Source organism: Microbacterium sp. SSM24 (assembly GCF_025989145.1).
In the GTDB taxonomy this organism is placed as follows: domain Bacteria; phylum Actinomycetota; class Actinomycetes; order Actinomycetales; family Microbacteriaceae; genus Microbacterium.
On sequence record NZ_JAPDNQ010000001.1, the window covers coordinates 2417251 to 2438463 of the forward strand.

Below are 21213 nucleotides of genomic sequence, written 5' to 3' on the forward strand. Positions count from 1 at the left end.
AAAGGAAACACCCCCGTGGACGCAACTACGGTTCTCGCCGAGGTCACCGGTTCCATCGCCACCGTCGGCTACGGCCTGGCAGCGATCGGCCCCGCCATCGGTGTGGGCATCGTCGTCGGCAAGACGATCGAGGGCGTTGCTCGTCAGCCCGAGCTCGCCGGCCGCCTGCAGGTGCTGATGTGGATCGGTATCGCCTTCACCGAGGCGCTCGCCTTCATCGGCATCGCCACCGGCTTCATCTTCGGCTACGCCTGATCATTCGACCTCTCACTAAGGAGACAGGATGCTGAACGCTCTTGTCGCGTACGCCGCGGAAGAGGGTGCGGAGACGCACAACCCCCTCATCCCCGCGTGGTACGACATCATCTGGTCGTCGGTGTGCTTCATCGTCATCCTCGTCATCTTCTGGAAGGTCGCCCTTCCGCGGATGAAGAAGCTGCTCGACGAGCGTTCCACCGCGATCGAGGGGAACATCGCCAAGGCCGACGAGGCCCAGCGCAAGGCCGAAGCGGCACTGGTGGAGTACACCGCCCAGCTCGCCGACGCGCGCAAGGAGGCCGGTGAGATCCGCGACGCCGCCCGCGAGGACGGCAAGAAGATCGTCGCCGAGGCCAAGGACTCCGCCACCGCGGAGGCCGCACGCCTCACCGCCACCGCGCACGCGCAGATCGAGGCCGAGCGCCAGACCGCTCTCGTGTCGCTCCGCGGAGAGGTGGGCACGCTCGCCCTCGACCTCGCCGGCGGCGTGATCGGCGAGACGCTGTCCGACGACAAGAAGGCTCAGGCCGTCGTCGACCGCTTCCTGGCCGAGCTCGAGGCATCCGAGGCAGAGAAGGCGTCGAAGTAATGGGCAGCGCGACCACTCAGGCCGTCGCGGCGACGACGAAGGCGCTCGACGCCGCGTCGGGCGTCGACCTCGACGTGGCCGGCGAGCTGTTCGCCGCGGCGCGCGCCGTGGGCGACTCGTCGCAGCTGAGCGGCGCGCTCGCCGACTCCGCAGCTCCCGCCGCGGCTCGCGCCCAGGTCGTCGCCGCGGTCTTCGGCAAGGCGGTCTCGCCGACGACGGCGTCGCTGCTCACGACAGCGGTCGCGCAGCGCTGGTCCTCGGCCGCCGACCTGGTCGACGGCATCGAGGAGCTGGCCGTGCGCGCAGCCGCCGTCGCCGAGCCCGCGGCCGATGTCGAAGAGGAGCTCTTCCGCTTCTCGCGCACGGTCGCCGAGAACCCCGAGCTCGAGCTCGCGCTGGGCAGTCGGCTCGGGGATGCCTCGGCCAAGGGCACGCTCGTGGACACGCTGCTCGCGGGCCGGGTCAGCCGGGCCACGACGCTGATCGCGGCATCCCTCGTCCAGGCGCCGCGCGAACGACGCGTGCGCCAGCTGCTGTCGCGGGCGACCAAGCTGGTCGCCGACCAGCGCGGACGCACGGTCGCGACGGTCTACACGGCTGCACCGCTCAGCATCGCGCAGGTCGATCGCCTCGCCGGAACGCTCACCAAGCGCTACGGCACCCAGGTGACGGTCAACACGGTCATCGACCCCACGGTGGTCGGCGGGCTGCGCGTGCAGATCGCCGACGACGTGATCGACGCCAGCGTGTCGTCCCGGCTGGCGGACCTCCGTCAGCGCCTGGCCGGCTAGCACACACTTCCCGCCGCAGGCGGAGATTTCGGGGCTCAGAGCCCCACACACAGAACTTGGAACAAAGGGAAGACCATGGCAGAACTGTCAATCAGCCCCGACGTCATCCGTGACGCGCTGAAGGATTTCGTCGCCGCCTACGAGCCCACCGGGGCAGCGGCGACCGAGGTCGGCACCGTCATCGACGCCGCCGACGGCATCGCCCACGTCGAGGGACTCCCCGGCGTCATGGCGAACGAGCTCGTGACGTTCGAGGACGGCACGCTCGGCCTCGCGCAGAACCTCGACGAGCACGAGATCGGTGTCGTCGTGCTCGGCGAGTTCTCGGGCGTCGAGGCGGGCCAGCCCGTGACCCGCACCGGCGAGGTCCTCTCGGTCCCGGTCGGCGAGGGCTACCTCGGCCGCGTCGTCGACCCGCTCGGCAACCCGATCGACGGTCTCGGCGAGATCACCGGCGTCGAGGGTCGTCGTGCCCTCGAGCTGCAGGCGCCCGGCGTCATGCAGCGCAAGTCGGTCCACGAGCCGCTCCAGACCGGCATCAAGGCCATCGACGCGATGATCCCCGTCGGCCGCGGTCAGCGTCAGCTGATCATCGGCGACCGCCAGACCGGCAAGACGGCGATCGCGATCGACACGATCATCAACCAGAAGGCCAACTGGGACTCGGGCGACACCAACAAGCAGGTGCGCTGCATCTACGTCGCCATCGGCCAGAAGGGCTCGACGATCGCCGCCGTCAAGGGCGCGCTCGAAGACGCCGGCGCGATGGAGTACACCACCATCGTCGCCGCCCCGGCCTCCGACCCGGCCGGCTTCAAGTACCTGGCGCCGTACACCGGCTCGGCCATCGGCCAGCACTGGATGTACGACGGCAAGCACGTCCTCATCATCTTCGACGACCTGACGAAGCAGGCCGAGGCCTACCGCGCCGTGTCGCTGCTCCTGCGCCGCCCGCCGGGCCGCGAGGCGTACCCCGGTGACGTCTTCTACCTGCACTCGCGTCTGCTCGAGCGCTGCGCGAAGCTGTCCGACGAGCTCGGCGCCGGCTCGATGACGGGTCTCCCGATCATCGAGACCAAGGCGAACGACGTCTCGGCGTACATCCCGACCAACGTGATCTCGATCACCGACGGCCAGATCTTCCTGCAGTCCGACCTGTTCAACGCGAACCAGCGTCCCGCGGTCGACGTGGGCATCTCGGTCTCGCGTGTCGGCGGTGACGCCCAGGTGAAGTCGATCAAGAAGGTCTCCGGCACGCTCAAGCTCGAGCTGGCCCAGTACCGCTCGCTCGAGGCGTTCGCGATGTTCGCCTCCGACCTCGACGCCGCCTCGCGCCGTCAGCTCGCCCGCGGCGCGCGCCTGACCGAGCTGCTCAAGCAGCCGCAGTACTCGCCGTACCCCGTCGAGGAGCAGGTCGTCTCGATCTGGGCCGGAACGAACGGCAAGCTCGACTCGATCGAGGTGGAGGACGTCCTGGCATTCGAGCGCGAGCTGCTCGACTACCTGCGTCGCAACACGTCGGTGCTCGACACGCTGCGCGAGACGAACGTCCTCGACGACGACACCGTCGCCGAGCTGACGAAGAAGACCGACGAGTTCATCCTCGAGTTCCAGGCCGGCAAGGGCCAGGCCATCTCGAAGCCCGGCCACGAAGAGGTCGCGGCGGCGGGTGCCGAAGACGTGAACCAGGAGAAGATCGTCAAGGGCCGCCGCTAAGGCGATACCGGACAGAGACAATGGGCGCACAACTCCGGGTCTACAAGCAGAAGATCAGCACTGCTCAGACGACCAAGAAGATCACGAAGGCGATGGAGCTCATCGCGGCTTCGCGCATCCAGAAGGCGATGGCGCGTGTGCGCGCGTCCTCGCCCTTCGCGCGTGCCGTGACGCGAGCCGTCTCCGCCGTGTCGACGCACTCCAACGTGGAGCACCCGCTGACGCGGGAGCGCGAGGTCATCCGCCGGTCCGCCGTCGTGATCTTCGCGTCCGACCGCGGCCTCGCCGGGGCGTTCAACTCGCAGATCCTCCGTGAGGGCCTCGAGCTGGCCGAGCTGCTCCGGCAGCAGGGCAAGGAGCCGGTGTTCTACCTCATCGGACGCAAGGCCGTCGGGTACTTCCAGTTCCGTCGCATGGATGCCGCAGCCGAGTGGACCGGTGACACCGACACCCCGCACTTCACCACGGCGGAGGAGATCGCGGCGACCCTGCTCGACGCGTACGACCGCGGCGGCGAAGACGGCGGCGTCGACGAGATCAACCTCGTCTACAACCGCTTCGTCAGCATGATGACGCAGACGCCCGAGACCGTGCGCCTGCTTCCGCTGGAGGTCGTGGAGGCCGAGGAATCGGCATCCGCTCAGGTGTACCCGCTCTACGAGTTCGAGCCGGACGCCGAGACGGTGCTCGACGCGCTCCTGCCGGTGTACATCCAGAGCCGCGTCTTCAACGCCCTCCTGCAGTCGTCGGCGGCCAAGCACGCCGCGACGCAGAAGGCGATGAAGTCCGCGAGCGACAACGCCGACAAGCTCATCACCGACTACACGCGCCTGCGCAACAACGCACGCCAGGCCGAGATCACGCAGCAGATCGCCGAGATCGTCGGCGGCGCCGACGCTCTGGCGTCGGGCAAATAGACCACACGAAAGAGAAGAAGCCATGAGCCTCACCGCAGAGAAGACCGAGACCGCGGTCGTCGGCCGCGTCGCGCGCGTGACCGGTCCGGTCGTCGACATCGAGTTCCCCCACGACTCGATCCCCGACATCTACAACGCACTCAAGACCACCATCACCATCGATGGCGAGTCGACCGAGATCACGCTCGAGGTCGCACAGCACCTCGGTGACGACCTCGTCCGCGCCATCGCGCTCAAGCCCACCGACGGCGTCGTCCGCGGCCAGGAGGTGCGCGACACCGGCGAGCAGATCACTGTTCCCGTCGGCGACGTCACCAAGGGCAAGGTCTTCAACGTCACCGGCGAGGTCCTCAACGCCGCGCCCGGCGAGACCATCGAGATCACCGAGCGCTGGCCGATCCACCGCAAGGCGCCGAACTTCGACCAGCTCGAGTCGAAGACCCAGATGTTCGAGACCGGCATCAAGGTCATCGACCTGCTCACGCCGTACGTCCTCGGTGGGAAGATCGGCCTCTTCGGCGGCGCCGGCGTCGGCAAGACGGTCCTCATCCAGGAGATGATCCAGCGCGTCGCGCAGGACCACGGCGGTGTGTCGGTGTTCGCCGGTGTCGGTGAGCGCACCCGTGAGGGCAACGACCTCATCCACGAGATGGAAGAGGCGGGTGTCTTCGACAAGACGGCTCTCGTGTTCGGCCAGATGGACGAGCCGCCGGGCACGCGTCTTCGCGTGGCCCTGTCGGCGCTGACGATGGCGGAGTACTTCCGCGACGTGCAGAAGCAGGACGTGCTGCTGTTCATCGACAACATCTTCCGCTTCACGCAGGCCGGCTCCGAGGTCTCGACGCTGCTGGGCCGCATGCCCTCGGCCGTGGGATACCAGCCGAACCTCGCCGACGAGATGGGTGTGCTCCAGGAGCGCATCACCTCGACGCGCGGTCACTCGATCACCTCGCTGCAGGCGATCTACGTGCCCGCCGACGACTACACCGACCCGGCTCCGGCGACCACCTTCGCCCACCTCGATGCGACCACCGAGCTCTCGCGTGAGATCGCCTCGAAGGGTCTGTACCCCGCCGTCGACCCGCTCACCTCGACGAGCCGCATCCTCGACCCGCGCTACATCGGCGACGACCACTACCGCGTGGCCACCGCCGTCAAGCAGATCCTCCAGAAGAACAAGGAACTGCAGGAGATCATCGCGATCCTCGGTGTCGACGAGCTGTCCGAGGAGGACAAGATCGTCGTGTCGCGCGCACGTCGCATCCAGCAGTTCCTCTCGCAGAACACCTACATGGCCAAGAAGTTCACCGGCGTCGTGGGCTCCACGGTCCCGATCAAGGAGACCATCGAGTCGTTCGACGCGATCGTCAAGGGCGACTTCGACCACGTGGCGGAGCAGGCCTTCTTCAACGTCGGCGGCATCTCCGACGTCGAGGAGAACTGGGCCCGCATCCAGAAGGAGAACGGCTGATCATGCCGCTCAACGTGAGTCTCGTCTCCGCCGACGCGGAGGTGTGGTCCGGCGAGGCGTCGCTCGTCGTCGCCAAGACCGTCGAGGGCGAGATCGGCTTCATGGCCGGTCACGAGCCGGTGCTCGCGATCCTCGCCGAGGGTCAGGTGCGCATCACCGAGACCTCCGGCTCGAAGATCGTCGCGAACGCGCAGGACGGCTTCCTCTCCATGGAGGGGGACGATCTCACGATCGTCGCCGGCAACGCGGCGCTCATCTCCTGACACGCACGACATCGCGCTCGGCCGGCCTCTCTTCGAGGCCGGCCGAGCCGTCTTTCCGGGACCTCGCATGCTGATCCTCCTGCCCCCTTCCGAGACGAAGCGCCCGGGAGGCCGTGCGTGGCCGCTGGACGCGGCATCCCTCGCCCTTCCCTCGCTGGCACCGCAGCGGGCCGCCGTCGTCGAGGCGCTCGTCGCGCTGTCGGCCGACGAGGACGCCGCCGCCCGCGTGCTCAAGCTCGGCGCCACGCAGCGGCACGAGGTGGCCGTCAACGCCGCGCTGCGCGATGCGCCGACGATGCCGGCCATCGACCGCTACACCGGCGTCCTGTACGACGCGCTGGACGCGGCATCCCTCCCCGCGGCGGCACGCCGCTGGCTCGGAACCCACGTGCGCGTGCACTCCGCCCCGTTCGGCCCTGTGGGCGCACTCGACGCGATTCCCGCGTACCGCCTCGGTGCGGCCGCGTCTCTGCCCGGCCTGCCGTCGCTGAAGCGGGTATGGGCGGATGCCGTCACCGCCGCCCTCGCGGAGGAGCAGCCGCGCTTCGTGCTCGACCTGCGGTCCGAGGCGTACGTCGCGCTCGGTCCCGTTCCCGCGGGCATCCCGTCGGCGTACGTGCGGGTGGTCGCCGAGGCGGAGGGCGGCGCGGTGCGCGCGCTCAACCACTTCAACAAGCACGCCAAGGGCGCTCTGGTGCGGCGCCTGGCCGAGGGGCGCCCGCGGGTCGCCTCGCGCGAAGGCTTCGTGCGGTGGGCGGATGCCGCGGGCCTGCGGGTGCGCGACGGAGCGGGCGGCGAGCTCGAGCTCTTCGCCTGAGCCCGCCCGGCACGCCCGCTCGGCTCACCGGCGCGGGGGACGTGCGGGCGCTGCGTCCCTGAGCTGTGCGCGCTGCATCCCTGAGCTGCGCGCGCTGTCGTTTCCTGCATTCGCGGCTGAATGAATCGGGCGCGGATGCAGGAATCGGCAGCGCGAAAGCGCCGGCGCAGCGCCCGGCCCGCCCGCCCGGCCGGCCCGCTCGCTCGGCCCGCTCGCTCGGCTCACGGCGCGGGGGACCTGCTCGCGCTGCGTCCTGAGCTCCGTGCGCTGTCCTTTCCTGCATCCGCGGCTGCATGAATCGGGCGCGGATGCAGGAATCGGTAGCGCGGAAGCGCCCGGCGCAGCGCCTCAGCGGCGCGTGTGCTGCGCCGTGCGCTCGGTGTTCTCGGCGATGGCGATGAGGGCCACGACCGCCTCGATGATGAACCTCAGCGCGATGATCGCGATGAACGACACCAGCGGCACGATGATCAATGTCGCGATCAGCGCGGTGATGCCCGCGCCCGCGTTGATCCACAGGAGCGAGGCTCCGCCGACGATGCCGTTCACCAGATAGACGACGAAGCCGATCGCGATCGCGATGAGCCCGACGAGGTAGAACACGCTCGCGAGCCGGCGCGTGATGAACGTGCGGAAGCTGAGGTCGAACAGCGCGGAGAAGAACCCGCGCCCCACGGCGGTCGCGTCCTCGCTGAGCGACGTGGGCACCCCCGTGTTGTCGGGGTCCGTCGCCGGATCGTACGCCGTCGCGGACGCACCGGCGGGTGCGGCTCCCGCGCGGGCCGCCTCGGCCGCCTCGGATGCTGGCTGGTCGGGCAGGGGCGGGACGGAGGTGGAGTCGCTCATAGTCCTCAGGCTACCCACCGCGGCCACGGGGGTCAGCCCCCGAATGCGACGTGTCTGCTGACACGGTCGCGCATGCCTCGATAGCATGTGACGCGCGGGGCGTGGCGCCACGCTCGGTGTGCGCGGCACGCCGATGATCGTTCCGGAGAGGACGTTCATGTACGACGACGACTACGGAGTCGGCGGGCTGCTCGCCGTCTACCTTGTGCTGCTGCCCTTCCTGTTCATTCTCGCGATCGCGGGCTACGTCATCACCTCGTGGTTCTTGATGAAGATCTTCGAGAAGGCCGGAGTGCAGGGCAAGTGGCGTGCGTGGGTGCCGGTCTACAACACCCTGATCTTCGTGAAGCTCGGCGACCTCAACCCGTGGTGGCTGCTGATCCTGTGGGGCGCATCGGCGGTCCTCGGCTGGATTCCGGTGATCGGCGGACTGTTCCCGCTCGCCGCCTTCATCTACACGCTGCTCGCCGCGTGGCGCGTCGGTCTGAAGCTCCAGAAGGAAGCCGTCTGGCTCATCCTCTACTTCTTCCTCTCGATCGTGTGGCTGGGCATCAACGCCTTCGACAAGTCGCGCTGGAACACCGCGATCCCGGCCGCTCCGTGGGCGGGGAACTTCCTCGCCGACAACACGACGTGGTCCGGCGTTCCGAACCAGGTTCCGGCGGGCGGATTCCCGGCGAACCCGGCGACCGCTCCGGCAGCGGGCTACCAGCCTCCGGCCGGCTACCAGCCCCCGGCGGGCTACACGCCGCCGCCCGCAGCGCCGGCCGGTCCTGCTGCGCCCGTCACGCCACCGCCCGCAGCGGCCCAGCCTCCGGTGACGCCTCCTCCGGCCGCCGCACCGCCGGCGCCCCCGGCAGCGACCGAGCCGCCGGCAGCCCCGGAAGAGCCGAAGCCGTAACTCTTCGACACGACGACCCCTCGCCCCTCGGGCGGGGGGTCGTCGCACGTCCAGCGCGACGGATGAGCGAGCGCGCGGGAGATAACGTGGAGGGATGACCTCCGCACCTGCCGTCCCCCTGCGCCGTGTCGGCGCCTCCGGTCTCCTCGTCACCGCCGTCGGCCTCGGCTGCAACAACTTCGGACGGGCCGGCACGCGGACCGAGACGCTCGAAGGCACGCGCGAGGTGCTGGATGCCGCGATCGACGCGGGGGTCACGTTCCTCGACACCGCCGACATGTACGGCAAGGATCCCGGCCTCTCCGAGACCCTCATGGGCGAGGCGCTGAAGGGCCGGCGCGACCGCGTCACGCTGGCGACCAAGTTCGGGCACTTCGGCCGGGACATGGGGTACGAGGTGACCGGGTCGAAGGCGTCGCGGTCGTACGTGCGACGTGCGGTGGAGGCATCCCTCAGCCGTCTGCAGACGGAGTGGATCGACCTCTACCAGCTGCACACGCCCGACCCCGGCACGCCGATCGAGGAGACGCTGGACGCGCTGGCGGACCTCGTGCGCGAGGGCAAGGTGCGCTACATCGGCCACTCGAACCTGTCGGGCTGGCAGATCGCCGAGGCGCACTACGTCGCCGCCGAGCGCGCAGGCGTGCCGTTCGTGTCCGCGCAGAACCACTACAGCCTCCTCGCGCGGGCGGCCGAGCGCGACGTGCTGCCTGCTGTCGAACGCTTCGGGCTGGGCTTCCTGCCGTACTTCCCGCTCCACAACGGGCTGCTCACCGGCAAGTTCACGCGCGATCACGCGCCGAGCGACACGCGCATCATGCGCCAGCGGCAGCATGTCTGGCAGGAGGCCCCGTGGGATGCGCTCGAGGCGTTCCAGGGCTTCTGCGACGAACGGGGGATCACGATGCTCGAGGCGACGTTCGGCTGGCTGCTGGCGCGGCCGTCGCTGGCGAGCGTGATCGCCGGCGCGACATCCCCGGAGCAGATCCGCGCCAACGCCGCCGCAGCATCCGCGTGGACGCCCACGACGGAGGACCTCGCAGCCATCGACGCGCTGTTCCCCCTTCCGGAGGACCCGGGCGCCCGGGTCTGAGAGCCCTTCCGCGCACGGCGCGGGCCGGTTCGCCGAGGGCGTACGCCGAGGGTTTGTCACGCGCGCTCGGCGAGGCGTAGCGTCGCACTCTGTGCGCATACCGCTGTCGCGGCGCCTCTTCGCGCACCGGAAGGACCACCGTGCTCGGAAAGCTCCTGGTGCGCTATCTGCGCCCCGCCTGGGCCCTCATCATCGCCGTCGTCGTCTTCCAGCTCGCGCAGTCGATCGCATCGCTGCTGCTGCCGACGCTGAACGCCGACATCATCGACAACGGCGTCGTCCAGGGCGACATCCCCTACATCTGGGAGACCGGCGGCGTGATGCTCGCCGTCAGCCTCGTGCAGGTCGCCTGCGCGATCGTCGCCGTCTACTTCGGATCTCGCCTCGCGATGGGCATGGGCCGCGATCTGCGGGGTGACATCTTCCACCGCGTGGTGGCGTTCTCGCAGCGCGAGGTCGGGCAGTTCGGCGCACCCTCGCTCATCACGCGCAACAGCAACGACGTGCAGCAGGTGCAGATGCTGGTGCAGGTCTCGGCGACCCTGATGATCTCCGCGCCGATGCTCGCGATCGGCGGCGTCATCATGGCCGTCCGTCAGGATGCCGGGCTGTCGTGGCTCATGGCCGTGGCGATCCCGGTGCTGCTGGTGATCGTCGGCGCGATCGTGTGGCGGATGGTCCCCGCCTTCACGAAGATGCAGAAGCGCATCGACCGCGTGAACCAGATCATGCGCGAGCAGCTCACCGGCATCCGCGTCGTGAGGGCGTTCGTGCGCGAGCGCGAGGAGCGTGCGCGGTTCGCCGCGGCCAGCGACGAGGTGCAGGAGACCGCGCTCAAGGCGGGCAACCTGATGGCCCTCATGTTCCCCGCCGTGATGCTCGTGATGAACGTGTCCAGCGTCGCGGTGATCTGGTTCGGGGCGTTCGAGGTGCAGTACCACGACGTCGAGATCGGCACCCTGTTCGCGTTCCTGCAGTACCTCATGCAGATCCTGATGGGCGTCATGATGGCGACCTTCATGTTCGTGATGATCCCGCGCGCCGCCGTGTGCGCGAACCGCATCGGCGAGGTCCTCGACACCGCGCCCTCGGTGGCGGCTCCCGTGGTCGCGGCACAGGCGCCCGTGCCTGCCGGTCGCGTCGAGTTCGACGCGGTCGACTTCGCGTACCCGGGCGCGGAGGATGCGGTGCTCCGCGATCTCACGTTCTCGGTGGAGCCGGGCACGACGACGGCCATCATCGGCTCGACCGGCGCGGGGAAGACGACGCTCATCGGCCTTGTCGCCCGGCTCTTCGACGTGACGGCCGGGTCGGTTCGTGTGGACGGCGTGGACGTGCGCGAGTACGACCCCGACGAGCTGTGGCAGCGCATCGGCCTCGTGCAGCAGCGCGCGTTCCTGTTCTCCGGCTCCATCGCGTCGAACCTCCGCTACGGCAACGCCGAGGCCACCGACGAGGAGCTGTGGGACTCGCTCGACATCGCCCAGGCGCGCGACTTCGTCGAGGGGCTCCCTGAAGGCCTCGAGGGTTCGATCGCACAGGGTGGCACGAACGTCTCCGGCGGACAGCGACAACGACTCGCCATCGCGAGAGCCCTGGTGAAACGGCCGGAGATCTACATCTTCGACGACTCGTTCTCGGCCCTCGATCTGAGGACGGATGCCGCGCTCCGCCGCGCACTGGACACCCGCCTGCCCGATGCCACGCGGATCGTGGTGGCGCAGCGCGTCTCGACCATCCGCCACGCCGACCAGATCATCGTGCTCGACCACGGGCGCATGGTGGGGATCGGCACCCATGACGAGCTCGTCGAGACCTGCGAGACGTACGCCGAGATCGTCGAATCCCAGCTCACGGCGGAGGCGGCGGCATGAGCGGCGCACAGCGCGGGCCGCAGCAGCGGATGCCGCTCCAGCGCGGCCCGATGGGACAGGTCGCGGGCGGCGAGAAGGCGAAGAGCTTCGGCCCGAGCGCGAAGCGCCTGCTCGGCACGCTCAGCTCCGACAGGCCGCTCCTGGTGGTGGTCCTGGTCTTCTCGGTGCTCTCGGTCGCGCTGAGCGTGATCGGTCCGAAGCTCCTCGGCAACGCCACCAACGTCGTCTTCGCCGGTTTCGTGTCGCTCCAGATGCCGGCCGGCGTCACCAAGCAGCAGGTCGTCGACCAGCTGATCGCCGAGGGCAACCAGGATCAGGCGAACATGATCGCCGCGATGGACTTCGTTCCGGGAGCCGGCGTCGACTTCGAGCAGCTGGCCTGGATCCTCGCCGGCGTTCTCACCGTGTACGTGCTGGCGAGCCTGTTCGGCTGGCTGCAGGCGCGGCTGCTCAACGGGATCGTGCAGCGGGCGATGCACCGCCTGCGCCTCCAGGTCGAGGACAAGATCCATCGACTGCCGCTCTCGTACTTCGACAAGGTCCAGCGCGGCGAGCTGCTGAGCCGGGTCACCAACGACGTCGACAACATCGGTCAGACGATGCAGCAGACGCTGTCGCAGGTCGTGATCTCGCTGCTGACCGTGGTCGGTGTGCTCGTGATGATGTTCCTCATCTCGCCGCTGCTCGCCGTGATCGCGCTCGTGACGATCCCGCTCACGATCGTGATCACGGTTCTCGTCGCGAGACGCTCCCAGAAGCTGTTCGTCGCGCAGTGGACCTCCACGGGCATTCTGAACGCGCGGGTCGAGGAGACGTTCTCGGGTCACTCGATCGTCAAGGTCTTCGGCCACCAGAAGGAGGTCGAGGCAGACTTCCGGGCCGAGAACGACGAGCTGTACAAGGCGAGCTTCGGCGCTCAGTTCCTCTCGGGCATCATCATGCCCGCGATGATGTTCATCGGAAACCTCGTGTACGTCGCCATCGCCGTGGTGGGCGGGCTGCAGGTCGCCGCGGGCCTTCTCTCCATCGGTGACGTGCAGGCGTTCATCCAGTACTCGCGCCAATTCACGCAGCCGCTCAGCCAGCTCGGCTCGATGGCGAACCTGCTGCAGTCCGGCGTCGCGAGTGGCGAGCGCGTCTTCGAGCTGCTCGACGAGACCGAGGAGGAGCCCGACGACGCCGACGCGCAGACCGCGCCGGATCACGCCAGTCGTCTCGCATTCGAGGACGTCTCGTTCCGGTACGTCGAGGACAAGCCGCTCATCGATGATCTGTCCCTCGCGGCCGAGCCCGGAAGCACCGTCGCGATCGTCGGTCCGACGGGCGCAGGCAAGACGACGCTGGTGAACCTCATCATGAGGTTCTACGACGTGGACTCCGGTCGCATCTCGCTCGATGGCGTCGACACGCGCGGCATGACGCGCGACGACCTGCGCTCGCGCACCGGCATGGTGCTCCAGGACACGTGGCTCTTCTCGGGCACGATCCGCGAGAACATCGCCTACGGCCGGCCGGATGCCTCGGAGGAGGAGATCGTCGAAGCGGCCACCGCCGCGTACGTCGACCGGTTCGTCCACGCCCTGCCCGACGGCTATGACACGCTCCTCGACGACGAGGCGACGAACCTCAGCGTGGGAGAGCGCCAGCTCATCACGATCGCGCGCGCGTTCCTCGCCGATCCGCGCATCCTCATCCTCGACGAGGCGACCAGCTCGGTCGACACCCGCACCGAGCTGCTCATCCAGCGGGCGATGTCGCGCCTGCGGGAGGACCGCACCGCGTTCGTGATCGCGCATCGCCTGTCGACGATCCGCGACGCCGATCTGATCCTCGTGATGGAGAACGGCGCGATCGTCGAGCAGGGCACGCACGACGAGCTGCTCACGGCGAAGGGCGCCTACTGGCGGCTCTACAACGCGCAGTTCGAGGCGCCGATGGACGAGGAGGTGCTGGTGGACCCGGTGACTGTCGGAGCCCCGGCATCCGGCGCGTCGCCCGGCCCTGACGCCGAAGACGGGGGAGCGGAAGCCACTAGTATGTGAGGACGCGTCAGGCCACCGGGTCTCGCGAAAGCCGATCGGGAGGACACGCGTGCCCGAGGTCTCCACCCAGTCGCGCACGGTTCCCGTGCCGGGAGGATCGCTCGATCTCGCCTGGGCGGCTGTCACCGACACCGGCCGTCGCCGCGAGGTCAACCAGGACGCCGTCTTCGCCGCCTACCCGCTGTTCGTCGTCGCCGACGGCATGGGGGGTCACGTCGGCGGGGAGATCGCCAGCGCCAGCACCATCGACCGGCTCAAGGCGATGGTCGAGGCCGGCACGGTGAACCCCCAGGCGATCGAGAAGGCTCTCGTGCGCGCGGTGAAGGACATCGCCTCGCACCCCGAGGCCACCGACGACGGCACCGGCACCACGCTCACGGGCGTCTACCTCGACACGAGCGGCGAGTCCGCGCACTGGGTGACCCTCAACATCGGCGACTCGCGCGTGTACCTCGTGCGCGAAGGATCGATCATCCAGATCACGACCGACCACTCGGTGGTGCAGGAGCTCATCGCGTCGGGCAGGCTCAGCCCGGACGAGGCCGAGAACCACCCGTACGGCAACGTCATCACGCGCGCCGTCGGCCCGAGCGAGGGCGTGACGCCCGACTACGTCCGGCTCGACGTGGCGCAGGGCGATCGGTTCGTGATCTGCTCGGACGGGCTCACGAAGGAGCTCACGGACTACGGCATCCGCCATTTCCTCGACGAGAATCGTGATCCGGCCGCCGCGGCGACAGCGATGCTCGATGCCGCGCTCGAGAACGGCGGACGCGACAACATCACGATCATCGTGCTCGACGTCGGAACGCCCGAGGAGCCGGTCGACGACACCGAGGAGTCGGCGGGTCGGGGCGCCGACGAGAGCGACTCCTCCACAACCGAGGACTGACGCTCCGACTTCACGGATTCGCCGTGATGCCGTCGCGAGCGGCGGGATCCGCGCTGCACTGAGGCCGTGCACTTCTCGCCCGTTCCCGCTTTCTCGACGCTCGTGAATCCCATCGACGACTCCGCTGAGCCGCTCTCGCTGCCGGCCGCGTGGGCGCCGCCCGCCAGGCCGCCGTTCCCCGTCGTGGCGGCGATCGTTCCCGTCGTCGGTGCGGTCGGGCTCTGGCTCGTCACCGGCTCGATCCTGTCGCTGTGGCTCGCGGCGCTCGGTCCGCTGATCGCGGTCGCGACGATGGCCGATGCCGCGCGCTCCGCGCGTCGCGATCGCAAGCGGCATCAGGCGGCGGCGCTCCGCACGCGTGCCGAGGTCTCGCGCGCCGTGGACGCACGTCACGAGTCGGAGCGCCGCCGCCTGTGGGCACGGCATCCCGACGTCGCCGCGTTCGCGGCCCGCGAAGACGACGTCTGGCGGCTGTCTCCGGAACGCGGCGACGCCCTGGTCGCGGGGGAGGGCGAGATCGCGAGCACCGTGCGCCTCACCGGCGGCGAGGGGGACCCGGATGCCGCGTCCCTCCGATTCCGCGCGAGCAGACTGGCCGGCGCGCCCGTCGTCGTGCCGGCGACGCAGGGGATCGTCGTCGTGGGTGCGCCGGTCCTCACGGCGGCCGTGCAGCGCGCGCTCGTCCTGCAGCTCTGTCTCGCGCTGCCGCCCGGCGAGCTCGCCGTGGTGGGCGGCCTCGACCCCGCGCAGCGGTGGGCGGACCGCCTGCCGCACCGGCGCGCGTCCGGAGGTCGACGCGTCGCGCTGATCGCACCGGGCGAGGCCGCCCCGCCCGATGCCGACATCGCGATCGCGCGCCGTCTCCCCGGCGAGCCGCTCCCGCCCCGTTGCGCGGCGGTGCTGACGGTCGAGGCATCCGGGGTCGCGCGGCTGGAGCACGCGGGCGAGGAAGTCGACGTGACGGTCGAGGCGATCGCGCACGACCAGGCGGAGGTGCTGGCCGAAGCCCTCGCGCACCGTGCAGAGCGCATGCTCGGCATCGCGACGCGCGACGCAGGCCCGATCGCGCTCGCACCACTCATCGACCCGCGCACGGCCAGCGCCGGCGGGCTCTCCGCCGTCATCGGCCTCGACGGCACGGTGCCGGCGACGATCGACCTGGTCGGCGACGGCCCGCATGCGGTGGTGGCGGGCGTGACGGGGTCGGGGAAGAGCGAGTTGCTGATCACGTGGATCCTGTCGCTCTGCCGCACCCATTCCACGCGGGACGTCTCGTTCCTGCTCGCGGATTTCAAGGGCGGAACCGCCTTCGACGTGCTCGCAGGGGTGCCTCACGTGGCAGGCGTGATCACCGACCTCGATGGGACCGGCGCCCGGCGTGCGATCGAGAGTCTGCGCGCCGAGGTGCGGTGGCGCGAGGCCGCCATCGCCGGCGTCGGAGCGCGCGACATCCTCGATCCGCGCGTCGATGTGCCGCGTCTCGTCGTCGTCGTCGACGAGTTCGCGGCCCTCCTCGCCGACCACCCCGAGCTGCACGCCGTGTTCACCGACGTCGCTGCGCGCGGCCGGGCGCTCGGCATCCATCTGATCCTCGGCACCCAGCGCTCGGCCGGAGTGATCCGCGAGAGCCTGCTGGCGAACTGCCCCCTCCGCATCAGCCTTCGCGTCTCCGATCCTGCGGACAGTCGCACGGTGATCGGGACGGACGATGCCGCCCACCTGCCGGGCGGGCCGGATGGTCGTGGGCACGCGTTCGTCCGCCGCGCGGGCGACGCTCGCCCGCGCCGCGTCCGCATCGCGCTGTCCGCGCCCGCGGACGTGACAGCCGCGTCGGCGTCCCATGACGGACCCGACCCGCGGCGGCCGTGGTTGCCGGAGCTCCCGAGTCTGCTCACCCTCGACGATCTGCGGCTCCGCTCACCGGATGCGGCCCAGCTGATCCTTGCTCTCGCGGACGAGCCGGGCCTGCAACGCCAGAACGTGGTGGGCATCGGGGTCGATGACCGCGCCCTCCTCGTGCTCGGCGGCCCGGGCGCGGGGGCGAGCAACGCGCTCCGGCTCCTCGCTGCGCAGGCCGACGGCGAGGTCGTGGAGGTCCCGGCCGATCCGGAGGGCGTGTGGGACGCGGTTGCCGCGCTCGTCGCCGAACCGCCGCGACCCGGCACGATCGTGTGCATCGACGACCTCGATGCGATCACGGCGCGACTGCCGCCTGACCACGCCCAGGCCGTGGTCGAGCGCCTCGAAGACCTCCTGCGCAGCGCCGGCCCCGGCGGTTTCCTCGTCCTCGCCTCCGCGCGGCGCCTCACCGGCCCTGTTGCGCGCGTCGCCGACCTGTTCCCGCGTCGTCTGCTGCTCGCCTTCCCGACGAGGAGCGAGCACCTCGCCGCCGGTGGCGAGGCGGATCGATTCCGGACGGGCGCGCCGGCCGGCCGGGGCGTGCTCGGTGGCGTGGAGGTGCAGGTCGCGCTCGCACCTGCCCTGGCTGAGCGCCCGCGACGCGCTTCCGCCGAATGGTGTCCGTCCGCGAACCTCACCGGCTTCGTATCCCGGCGATCGCCGGCGGGGCGGGCGGCGTTGGCGGAGTGGGAGGCGCGAGGCATCCGCGTCGCCGGCGTCGACGCCTACGTCGCCGACCCTTCGATCACGGCCGACGGCCCGGTGGTGGTGGCGGGGGAGCCCGACGACTGGCAGCGGCACTGGCGACTCCTCTCCGACGTGCGAGGCGACCACGAGCTCGTGGTCGACGCCTCGTGCGCGGCGGAGCTTCGGCTCCTCACCGGAGCACGGGAGCTGCCGCCCTACTGCGAACCCGGCCGCGGCCGCGCATGGCTGGTGGCCGGCGGTGCCGAGCCCGTCCGCATCGTCCTCCCGTCGCCTGAACTCCGGCCGATCCGTTCCTCCGGCGTTCTTGACCGCCCGGGAGGCACCCCATAGCTTCACAGTGTGGCTACATCTCCGATCGATCTCGAACGGCCGGCAGGAAAAGGACTCGCAGCAGGGACGCTGGGACTCTGGGGCTCGACCGTCATCGGCCTCGCTTCGACGGCGCCGGTCTACTCGCTCGTCGCGACGCTCGGCTTCGTCGTGCTCGCCGTCGGCGCGCAGGCGCCCATCGCGTTCGTCATTGCGTTCATCCCGATGCTCTTCATCGCCTTCGCCTACCGCGAGCTCAACAACGAGATCCCGGACTGCGGCACCACCTTCACCTGGGGCACGAAAGCCTTCGGCCCGTGGGTCGGATGGCTCGGCGGGTGGGGGGTCGCCGTCGCGGGCATGGTCGTGCTCGCAAACCTCGCGCAGATCGCCGGAATCTACTTCTGGGCGCTGATCGACGGGATCGTCCGCAGCCCCGAGGACGCCCTTCTCTCCGACAACGTACCGCTCGTCACGGTGACGGGTGTCGTGTTCATCGCGGCGATGACCTGGGTGAGCTGGCGCGGCGTCGAGATCGGCGAGCGGATCCAGAACATCCTCCTGGCCATCCAGTACGCCGCCCTCGCGATCTTCGTCGTCGCAGCGCTGTGGCACTTCTTCGCCGGCACCGCCCCCGACCCGACGCCCTTCGACTGGTCATGGTTCAACCCGTTCGCGTTCACGGAGTGGTCGGGCTTCGTCGAGGCGATCCTGCTCGCGCTCTTCATCTACTGGGGATGGGACACCTGCCTCGCCCTCAACGAGGAGACGAAGGACCCCAAGCGCATCCCCGGCCGTGCGGCGCTGCTCACCACCGTCATCCTTCTGGTGACCTATGTCGGCGTCACGATCGCGGCGATGATGTACGCCGGCCTCGGCGAGAGCGGCACCGGACTCGGGAACGAGGCGAACGCCGACGACTTCTTCCTCGCGATCAAGGACGGCCTGCTGGGCCCGCTGGGCTGGGTGCTCGTCGTCGCCGTCATGATCTCGGCGATCTCGTCCACGCAGACCACCATCCTCCCGACCGCCCGCGGAACGCTCGCCATGGCCGCCTACAAGGCTCTCCCGCGGCGCTTCGCGACCGTGCACCCGCGCTACAAGACCCCGTCGTTCTCCACCCTCGTCATGGGCGCCGTCGCGATCTTCTACTACGTCGGGATGACCCTCATCAGCGACAACATCCTGCAGGACTCGATCCTGTCGCTCGGGCTCGCCATCGCGTTCTACTACGGCATCACCGGCTACGCGTGCGTCTGGTACTTCCGGCGCGAGCTGTTCACCTCGACGAGGAACTTCTTCTACAAGTTCCTCTTCCCGCTCCTCGGCGCACTGATGCTGACCTACGCGTTCGTCCAGTCGGCGATCGACATGTACAACCCCGACTACGGATACAGCGGCGGAATCGGCAACATCGGCAGCACGTTCCTGCTGGGAATCGGTTCGCTTGCGTTCGGCGTCGTGCTGATGGTGCTGTGGTTCCTGTTCCCCCGCGCGAAGCCGTTCTTCCGCGGTGAGAGCCTCAACCGCGAGACCCCGGTGCTGGTGCCCGAGGATCCGGCCGATTTCGGCCGATCGATCGACGGCGGACTCACCTGACCTCAGACACGGATGCCGCGCCCGGCGAGAACGCGGGGCGCGGCATCCGTTCGTCAGGTCACGCCAGGGCGCTCGCGAGAGGCGTCAGCTCCAGACCGTGAGCGGTCGCCACGCCGGCGTTCACGATCTTTCCGCCGACCACGTTGAGACCGGCGGCCAGAGCCGGGTCGGAGCGCAGCGCTTCCTGCCAGCCGCGTCGCGCGATCTGCCGGATGTACGGCAGGGTGGCATTGGTCAGCGCCGACGTCGACGTGTTGGGCACCGCGCCGGGCATGTTCGCCACGCAGTAGAACACCGTGTCGTGCACCGTGAAGGTCGGATCTGCGTGGGTGGTCGGACGGGTGTCGGCGAAGCATCCGCCCTGATCGACCGCGATGTCCACCAGAACGCTTCCCGGCCGCATGCGGGAGACCATCTCGTTGGTGACGAGCTTGGGAGCCTTCGCGCCCGGGATGAGCACCGAGCCGATCACGAGGTCGGAGTCGACCACCGCGCGATCCAGGTCGAACGGGTTCGACGCCGCCGTCTTGACGCGGCCCTGGAAGTGGTCGTCGAGGTAGCGCAGACGCTGCACGTTCGTGTCGAAGACGGTCACGTCCGCTCCCATGCCCACCGCGATGACGGCCGCATTGGCTCCTGCCACGCCGCCGCCGATCACCGTGACGCGCGCCGGGCGCGTGCCGGGGACCCCGGACATGAGCAGCCCGAGCCCGCCGGCCGAGCGCATGAGCGTCGACGCCCCGACCATCGGGGCGAGGCGGCCCGCGACCTCGCTCATCGGCGCGAGGAGGGGGAGTCCGCCGCCGGCGACCTGGACCGTCTCGTAGGCGATCGCGGTGATGCCGTCGGCGACGAGCTGGTCCGTCAGCGGCCGGTCGGCGGCGAGGTGGAGGTACGTGAAGAGCACGAGGTCGTCGCGGAAGTGCCCGTACTCGCTCGCGATGGGCTCCTTGACCTTCAGCAGCAGCTCGGCGCGCGCCCAGACCTCGGCCGCATCGTCGAGCATCGTCGCTCCGGCGGCCTCGTACTCGGTATCGGGCATGGACGAGCCGGTGCCCGCGCCCCGCTGCACGAACACCTCGTGGCCTGCGGCGACCAGGTCGTGCACGCCTGCGGGAGTGAGAGCAACCCGGTACTCGTTGTTCTTCACCTCGGTGGGGACGCTGATCCTCATCGTGTGGTCCTTTCCGCTCCGCCGTTGGAGCGCTCGGGCTCCTCGTGGGAGCGCCTCTAGAAAGCGGGGCGGATCGCCCCGACATCCTGCCCGCCGCCGGAGATCGACAGGGGAAGCTTCTGCATGGTGGCCGCCACGTCTGCGGGTGACAGCGCGCCGGCGCGCTCGAGGAGCCGCAGTGCGACCGCGGTCGCGGCCCTGCCACTGCCGTCGAGCATCTTGAGGGCTACCGTGGTGCCGTTCGGAGCCACCATCACCATGACGCCTTCGGCGCCGCCCTTCGCGAACACGCCGAGCGACTCGATCGCGATCGTGTCGGGCCGGCCCGGTCCGTCGATCGTCCACGGGTTCTCGCGCACCGCCTGCACCAGCGTGCCGGCACTCCGGTGCAGCGCGAACGGCGAGGTCGTGGACGAGGTGCCGATCCGGTGGATCGCCCGCGCGAGCCCGAACAGCGTCGTCGCGTACACGGGGGCGCCGCAGCCGTCGATCGCGGTCGCCGAGGTCTTCTCGCCGAGCAGGCGCTCCACGACTTCGCGCACGTGGAGCTGAAGCGGATGCCCCGGCGCCAGGTAATCCGCCGTGTCCCAGCCGTTCGCGACGCACGCGAGGAGCATGGCGGCATGCTTGCCCGAGCAGTTCATGCGGATGCGCGCGGGCTCGGCGCGGTCGCGCACGAGCTCGTCGCGCGTGGCGGTGTCACTCGGCCACGCGGGCGGACAGCCGAGGTCCTCCTCGCCCAGACCCGCCGCGCCGAGGATCTCGCGCACCGCCTCGACGTGACGGTCGGTCCCCGAGTGGCTCGCCGTCGCGAGAGCGAGCGGGACGCCCTCGAGCGATGCGCCCGCCGACAGGCACGCGAGGGCCTGGAGCGGCTTGAGGCTCGATCGGGGGAGGATCAGCGCCGACGGGTCGCCGAGGCGCTCGGCGATCGTTCCATCCGACGCGAGCACCACCGCGATCCCGGCATGCCGGGACTCGATGAACCCGCTGCGGTCGACGACGGCGAGCTCGACGGCGTCGGCTGCGGCGAAGGTCTGCGGCACCCGGCCAG

At 69.9% G+C, this 21213-nt stretch carries 18 protein-coding genes; 15 read left to right on the forward strand and 3 right to left on the reverse strand.

Features of this window, described 5'->3' with window-relative positions:
• Positions 1-15 precede the first annotated feature (15 nt).
• The 8 genes from atpE (at position 16) to OL358_RS11195 (ending at position 6822) form a co-directional block, all read left to right on the forward strand.
• The gene (atpE, locus tag OL358_RS11160) at positions 16-255 is read left to right on the forward strand and encodes an ATP synthase F0 subunit C (protein ID WP_056121278.1); all 240 of its coding nucleotides are present in this window, start codon (positions 16-18) and stop codon (positions 253-255) included.
• Positions 256-283: 28 nt separating this feature from the next.
• The gene (locus OL358_RS11165) at positions 284-847 is read left to right on the forward strand and encodes a F0F1 ATP synthase subunit B (protein WP_264710040.1); all 564 of its coding nucleotides are present in this window, start codon (positions 284-286) and stop codon (positions 845-847) included.
• Positions 847-1638 (forward strand): F0F1 ATP synthase subunit delta, encoded by a 792-nt coding sequence (locus OL358_RS11170; protein ID WP_264710041.1) that lies wholly within the window; start codon positions 847-849, stop codon positions 1636-1638. Before OL358_RS11165 ends, OL358_RS11170 begins: the two co-directional genes overlap by 1 nt.
• A 75-nt stretch (positions 1639-1713) precedes the next feature.
• Entirely contained in the window at positions 1714-3354 is a 1641-nt protein-coding gene (gene atpA / locus OL358_RS11175) for a F0F1 ATP synthase subunit alpha (RefSeq protein WP_264710042.1), read from the forward strand.
• A gap of 20 nt (positions 3355-3374) precedes the next feature.
• Positions 3375-4271: a F0F1 ATP synthase subunit gamma gene (locus tag OL358_RS11180; protein ID WP_264710043.1), complete on the forward strand. Its 897-nt coding sequence runs from the start codon at positions 3375-3377 to the stop codon at positions 4269-4271.
• Positions 4272-4293: 22 nt separating this feature from the next.
• On the forward strand, positions 4294-5742 hold the full coding sequence (atpD, locus tag OL358_RS11185; RefSeq protein ID WP_264710044.1) for a F0F1 ATP synthase subunit beta: 1449 nt from the start codon (positions 4294-4296) through the stop codon (positions 5740-5742).
• Positions 5743-5744: 2 nt separating this feature from the next.
• Complete coding sequence (locus OL358_RS11190) at positions 5745-6005, forward strand: F0F1 ATP synthase subunit epsilon (RefSeq protein WP_264710045.1); 261 nt, start codon at positions 5745-5747, stop codon at positions 6003-6005.
• Positions 6006-6072: 67 nt separating this feature from the next.
• The gene (locus tag OL358_RS11195; RefSeq protein WP_264710046.1) at positions 6073-6822 is read left to right on the forward strand and encodes a YaaA family protein; all 750 of its coding nucleotides are present in this window, start codon (positions 6073-6075) and stop codon (positions 6820-6822) included.
• Between the two features lie 348 nt (positions 6823-7170).
• On the opposite strand, the gene OL358_RS11200 is transcribed toward OL358_RS11195, so the two are convergent.
• The gene (locus OL358_RS11200; protein ID WP_264710047.1) at positions 7171-7668 is read right to left on the reverse strand and encodes a DUF4282 domain-containing protein; all 498 of its coding nucleotides are present in this window, start codon (positions 7666-7668) and stop codon (positions 7171-7173) included.
• Positions 7669-7825: 157 nt separating this feature from the next.
• On the opposite strand from OL358_RS11200, the gene OL358_RS11205 reads away from it, so the two are divergent.
• The 7 genes from OL358_RS11205 to OL358_RS11235 all read left to right on the forward strand — a co-directional run bounded on the left by OL358_RS11205 (position 7826) and on the right by OL358_RS11235 (position 18985).
• On the forward strand, positions 7826-8569 hold the full coding sequence (locus OL358_RS11205) for a DUF5684 domain-containing protein (RefSeq protein ID WP_264710048.1): 744 nt from the start codon (positions 7826-7828) through the stop codon (positions 8567-8569).
• 94 nt (positions 8570-8663) lie between these two features.
• Positions 8664-9662, forward strand: a complete 999-nt coding sequence (locus OL358_RS11210) for an aldo/keto reductase (protein ID WP_264710049.1) — start codon at positions 8664-8666, stop codon at positions 9660-9662.
• 140 nt (positions 9663-9802) lie between these two features.
• Complete coding sequence (locus tag OL358_RS11215; protein WP_264710050.1) at positions 9803-11536, forward strand: ABC transporter ATP-binding protein; 1734 nt, start codon at positions 9803-9805, stop codon at positions 11534-11536.
• Positions 11533-13578 (forward strand): ABC transporter ATP-binding protein, encoded by a 2046-nt coding sequence (locus OL358_RS11220; RefSeq protein ID WP_413631444.1) that lies wholly within the window; start codon positions 11533-11535, stop codon positions 13576-13578. The genes OL358_RS11215 and OL358_RS11220 overlap by 4 nt, the downstream gene beginning before the upstream one ends.
• A 49-nt stretch (positions 13579-13627) precedes the next feature.
• Positions 13628-14470, forward strand: a complete 843-nt coding sequence (locus OL358_RS11225; RefSeq protein ID WP_264710051.1) for a PP2C family protein-serine/threonine phosphatase — start codon at positions 13628-13630, stop codon at positions 14468-14470.
• Between the two features lie 66 nt (positions 14471-14536).
• The gene (locus OL358_RS11230; RefSeq protein WP_264710052.1) at positions 14537-17407 is read left to right on the forward strand and encodes an FtsK/SpoIIIE domain-containing protein; all 2871 of its coding nucleotides are present in this window, start codon (positions 14537-14539) and stop codon (positions 17405-17407) included.
• 9 nt (positions 17408-17416) lie between these two features.
• Positions 17417-18985: an APC family permease gene (locus tag OL358_RS11235; RefSeq protein ID WP_264710053.1), complete on the forward strand. Its 1569-nt coding sequence runs from the start codon at positions 17417-17419 to the stop codon at positions 18983-18985.
• 58 nt (positions 18986-19043) lie between these two features.
• On the opposite strand, the gene ald is transcribed toward OL358_RS11235, so the two are convergent.
• Both ald and OL358_RS11245 read right to left on the reverse strand, forming a co-directional pair.
• The gene (gene ald, locus OL358_RS11240) at positions 19044-20159 is read right to left on the reverse strand and encodes an alanine dehydrogenase (RefSeq protein WP_264710054.1); all 1116 of its coding nucleotides are present in this window, start codon (positions 20157-20159) and stop codon (positions 19044-19046) included.
• Positions 20160-20215: 56 nt separating this feature from the next.
• Positions 20216-21205, reverse strand: coding sequence for an asparaginase (locus OL358_RS11245; protein ID WP_264710055.1), 990 nt, complete (start codon positions 21203-21205; stop codon positions 20216-20218).
• Positions 21206-21213 lie beyond the last annotated feature (8 nt).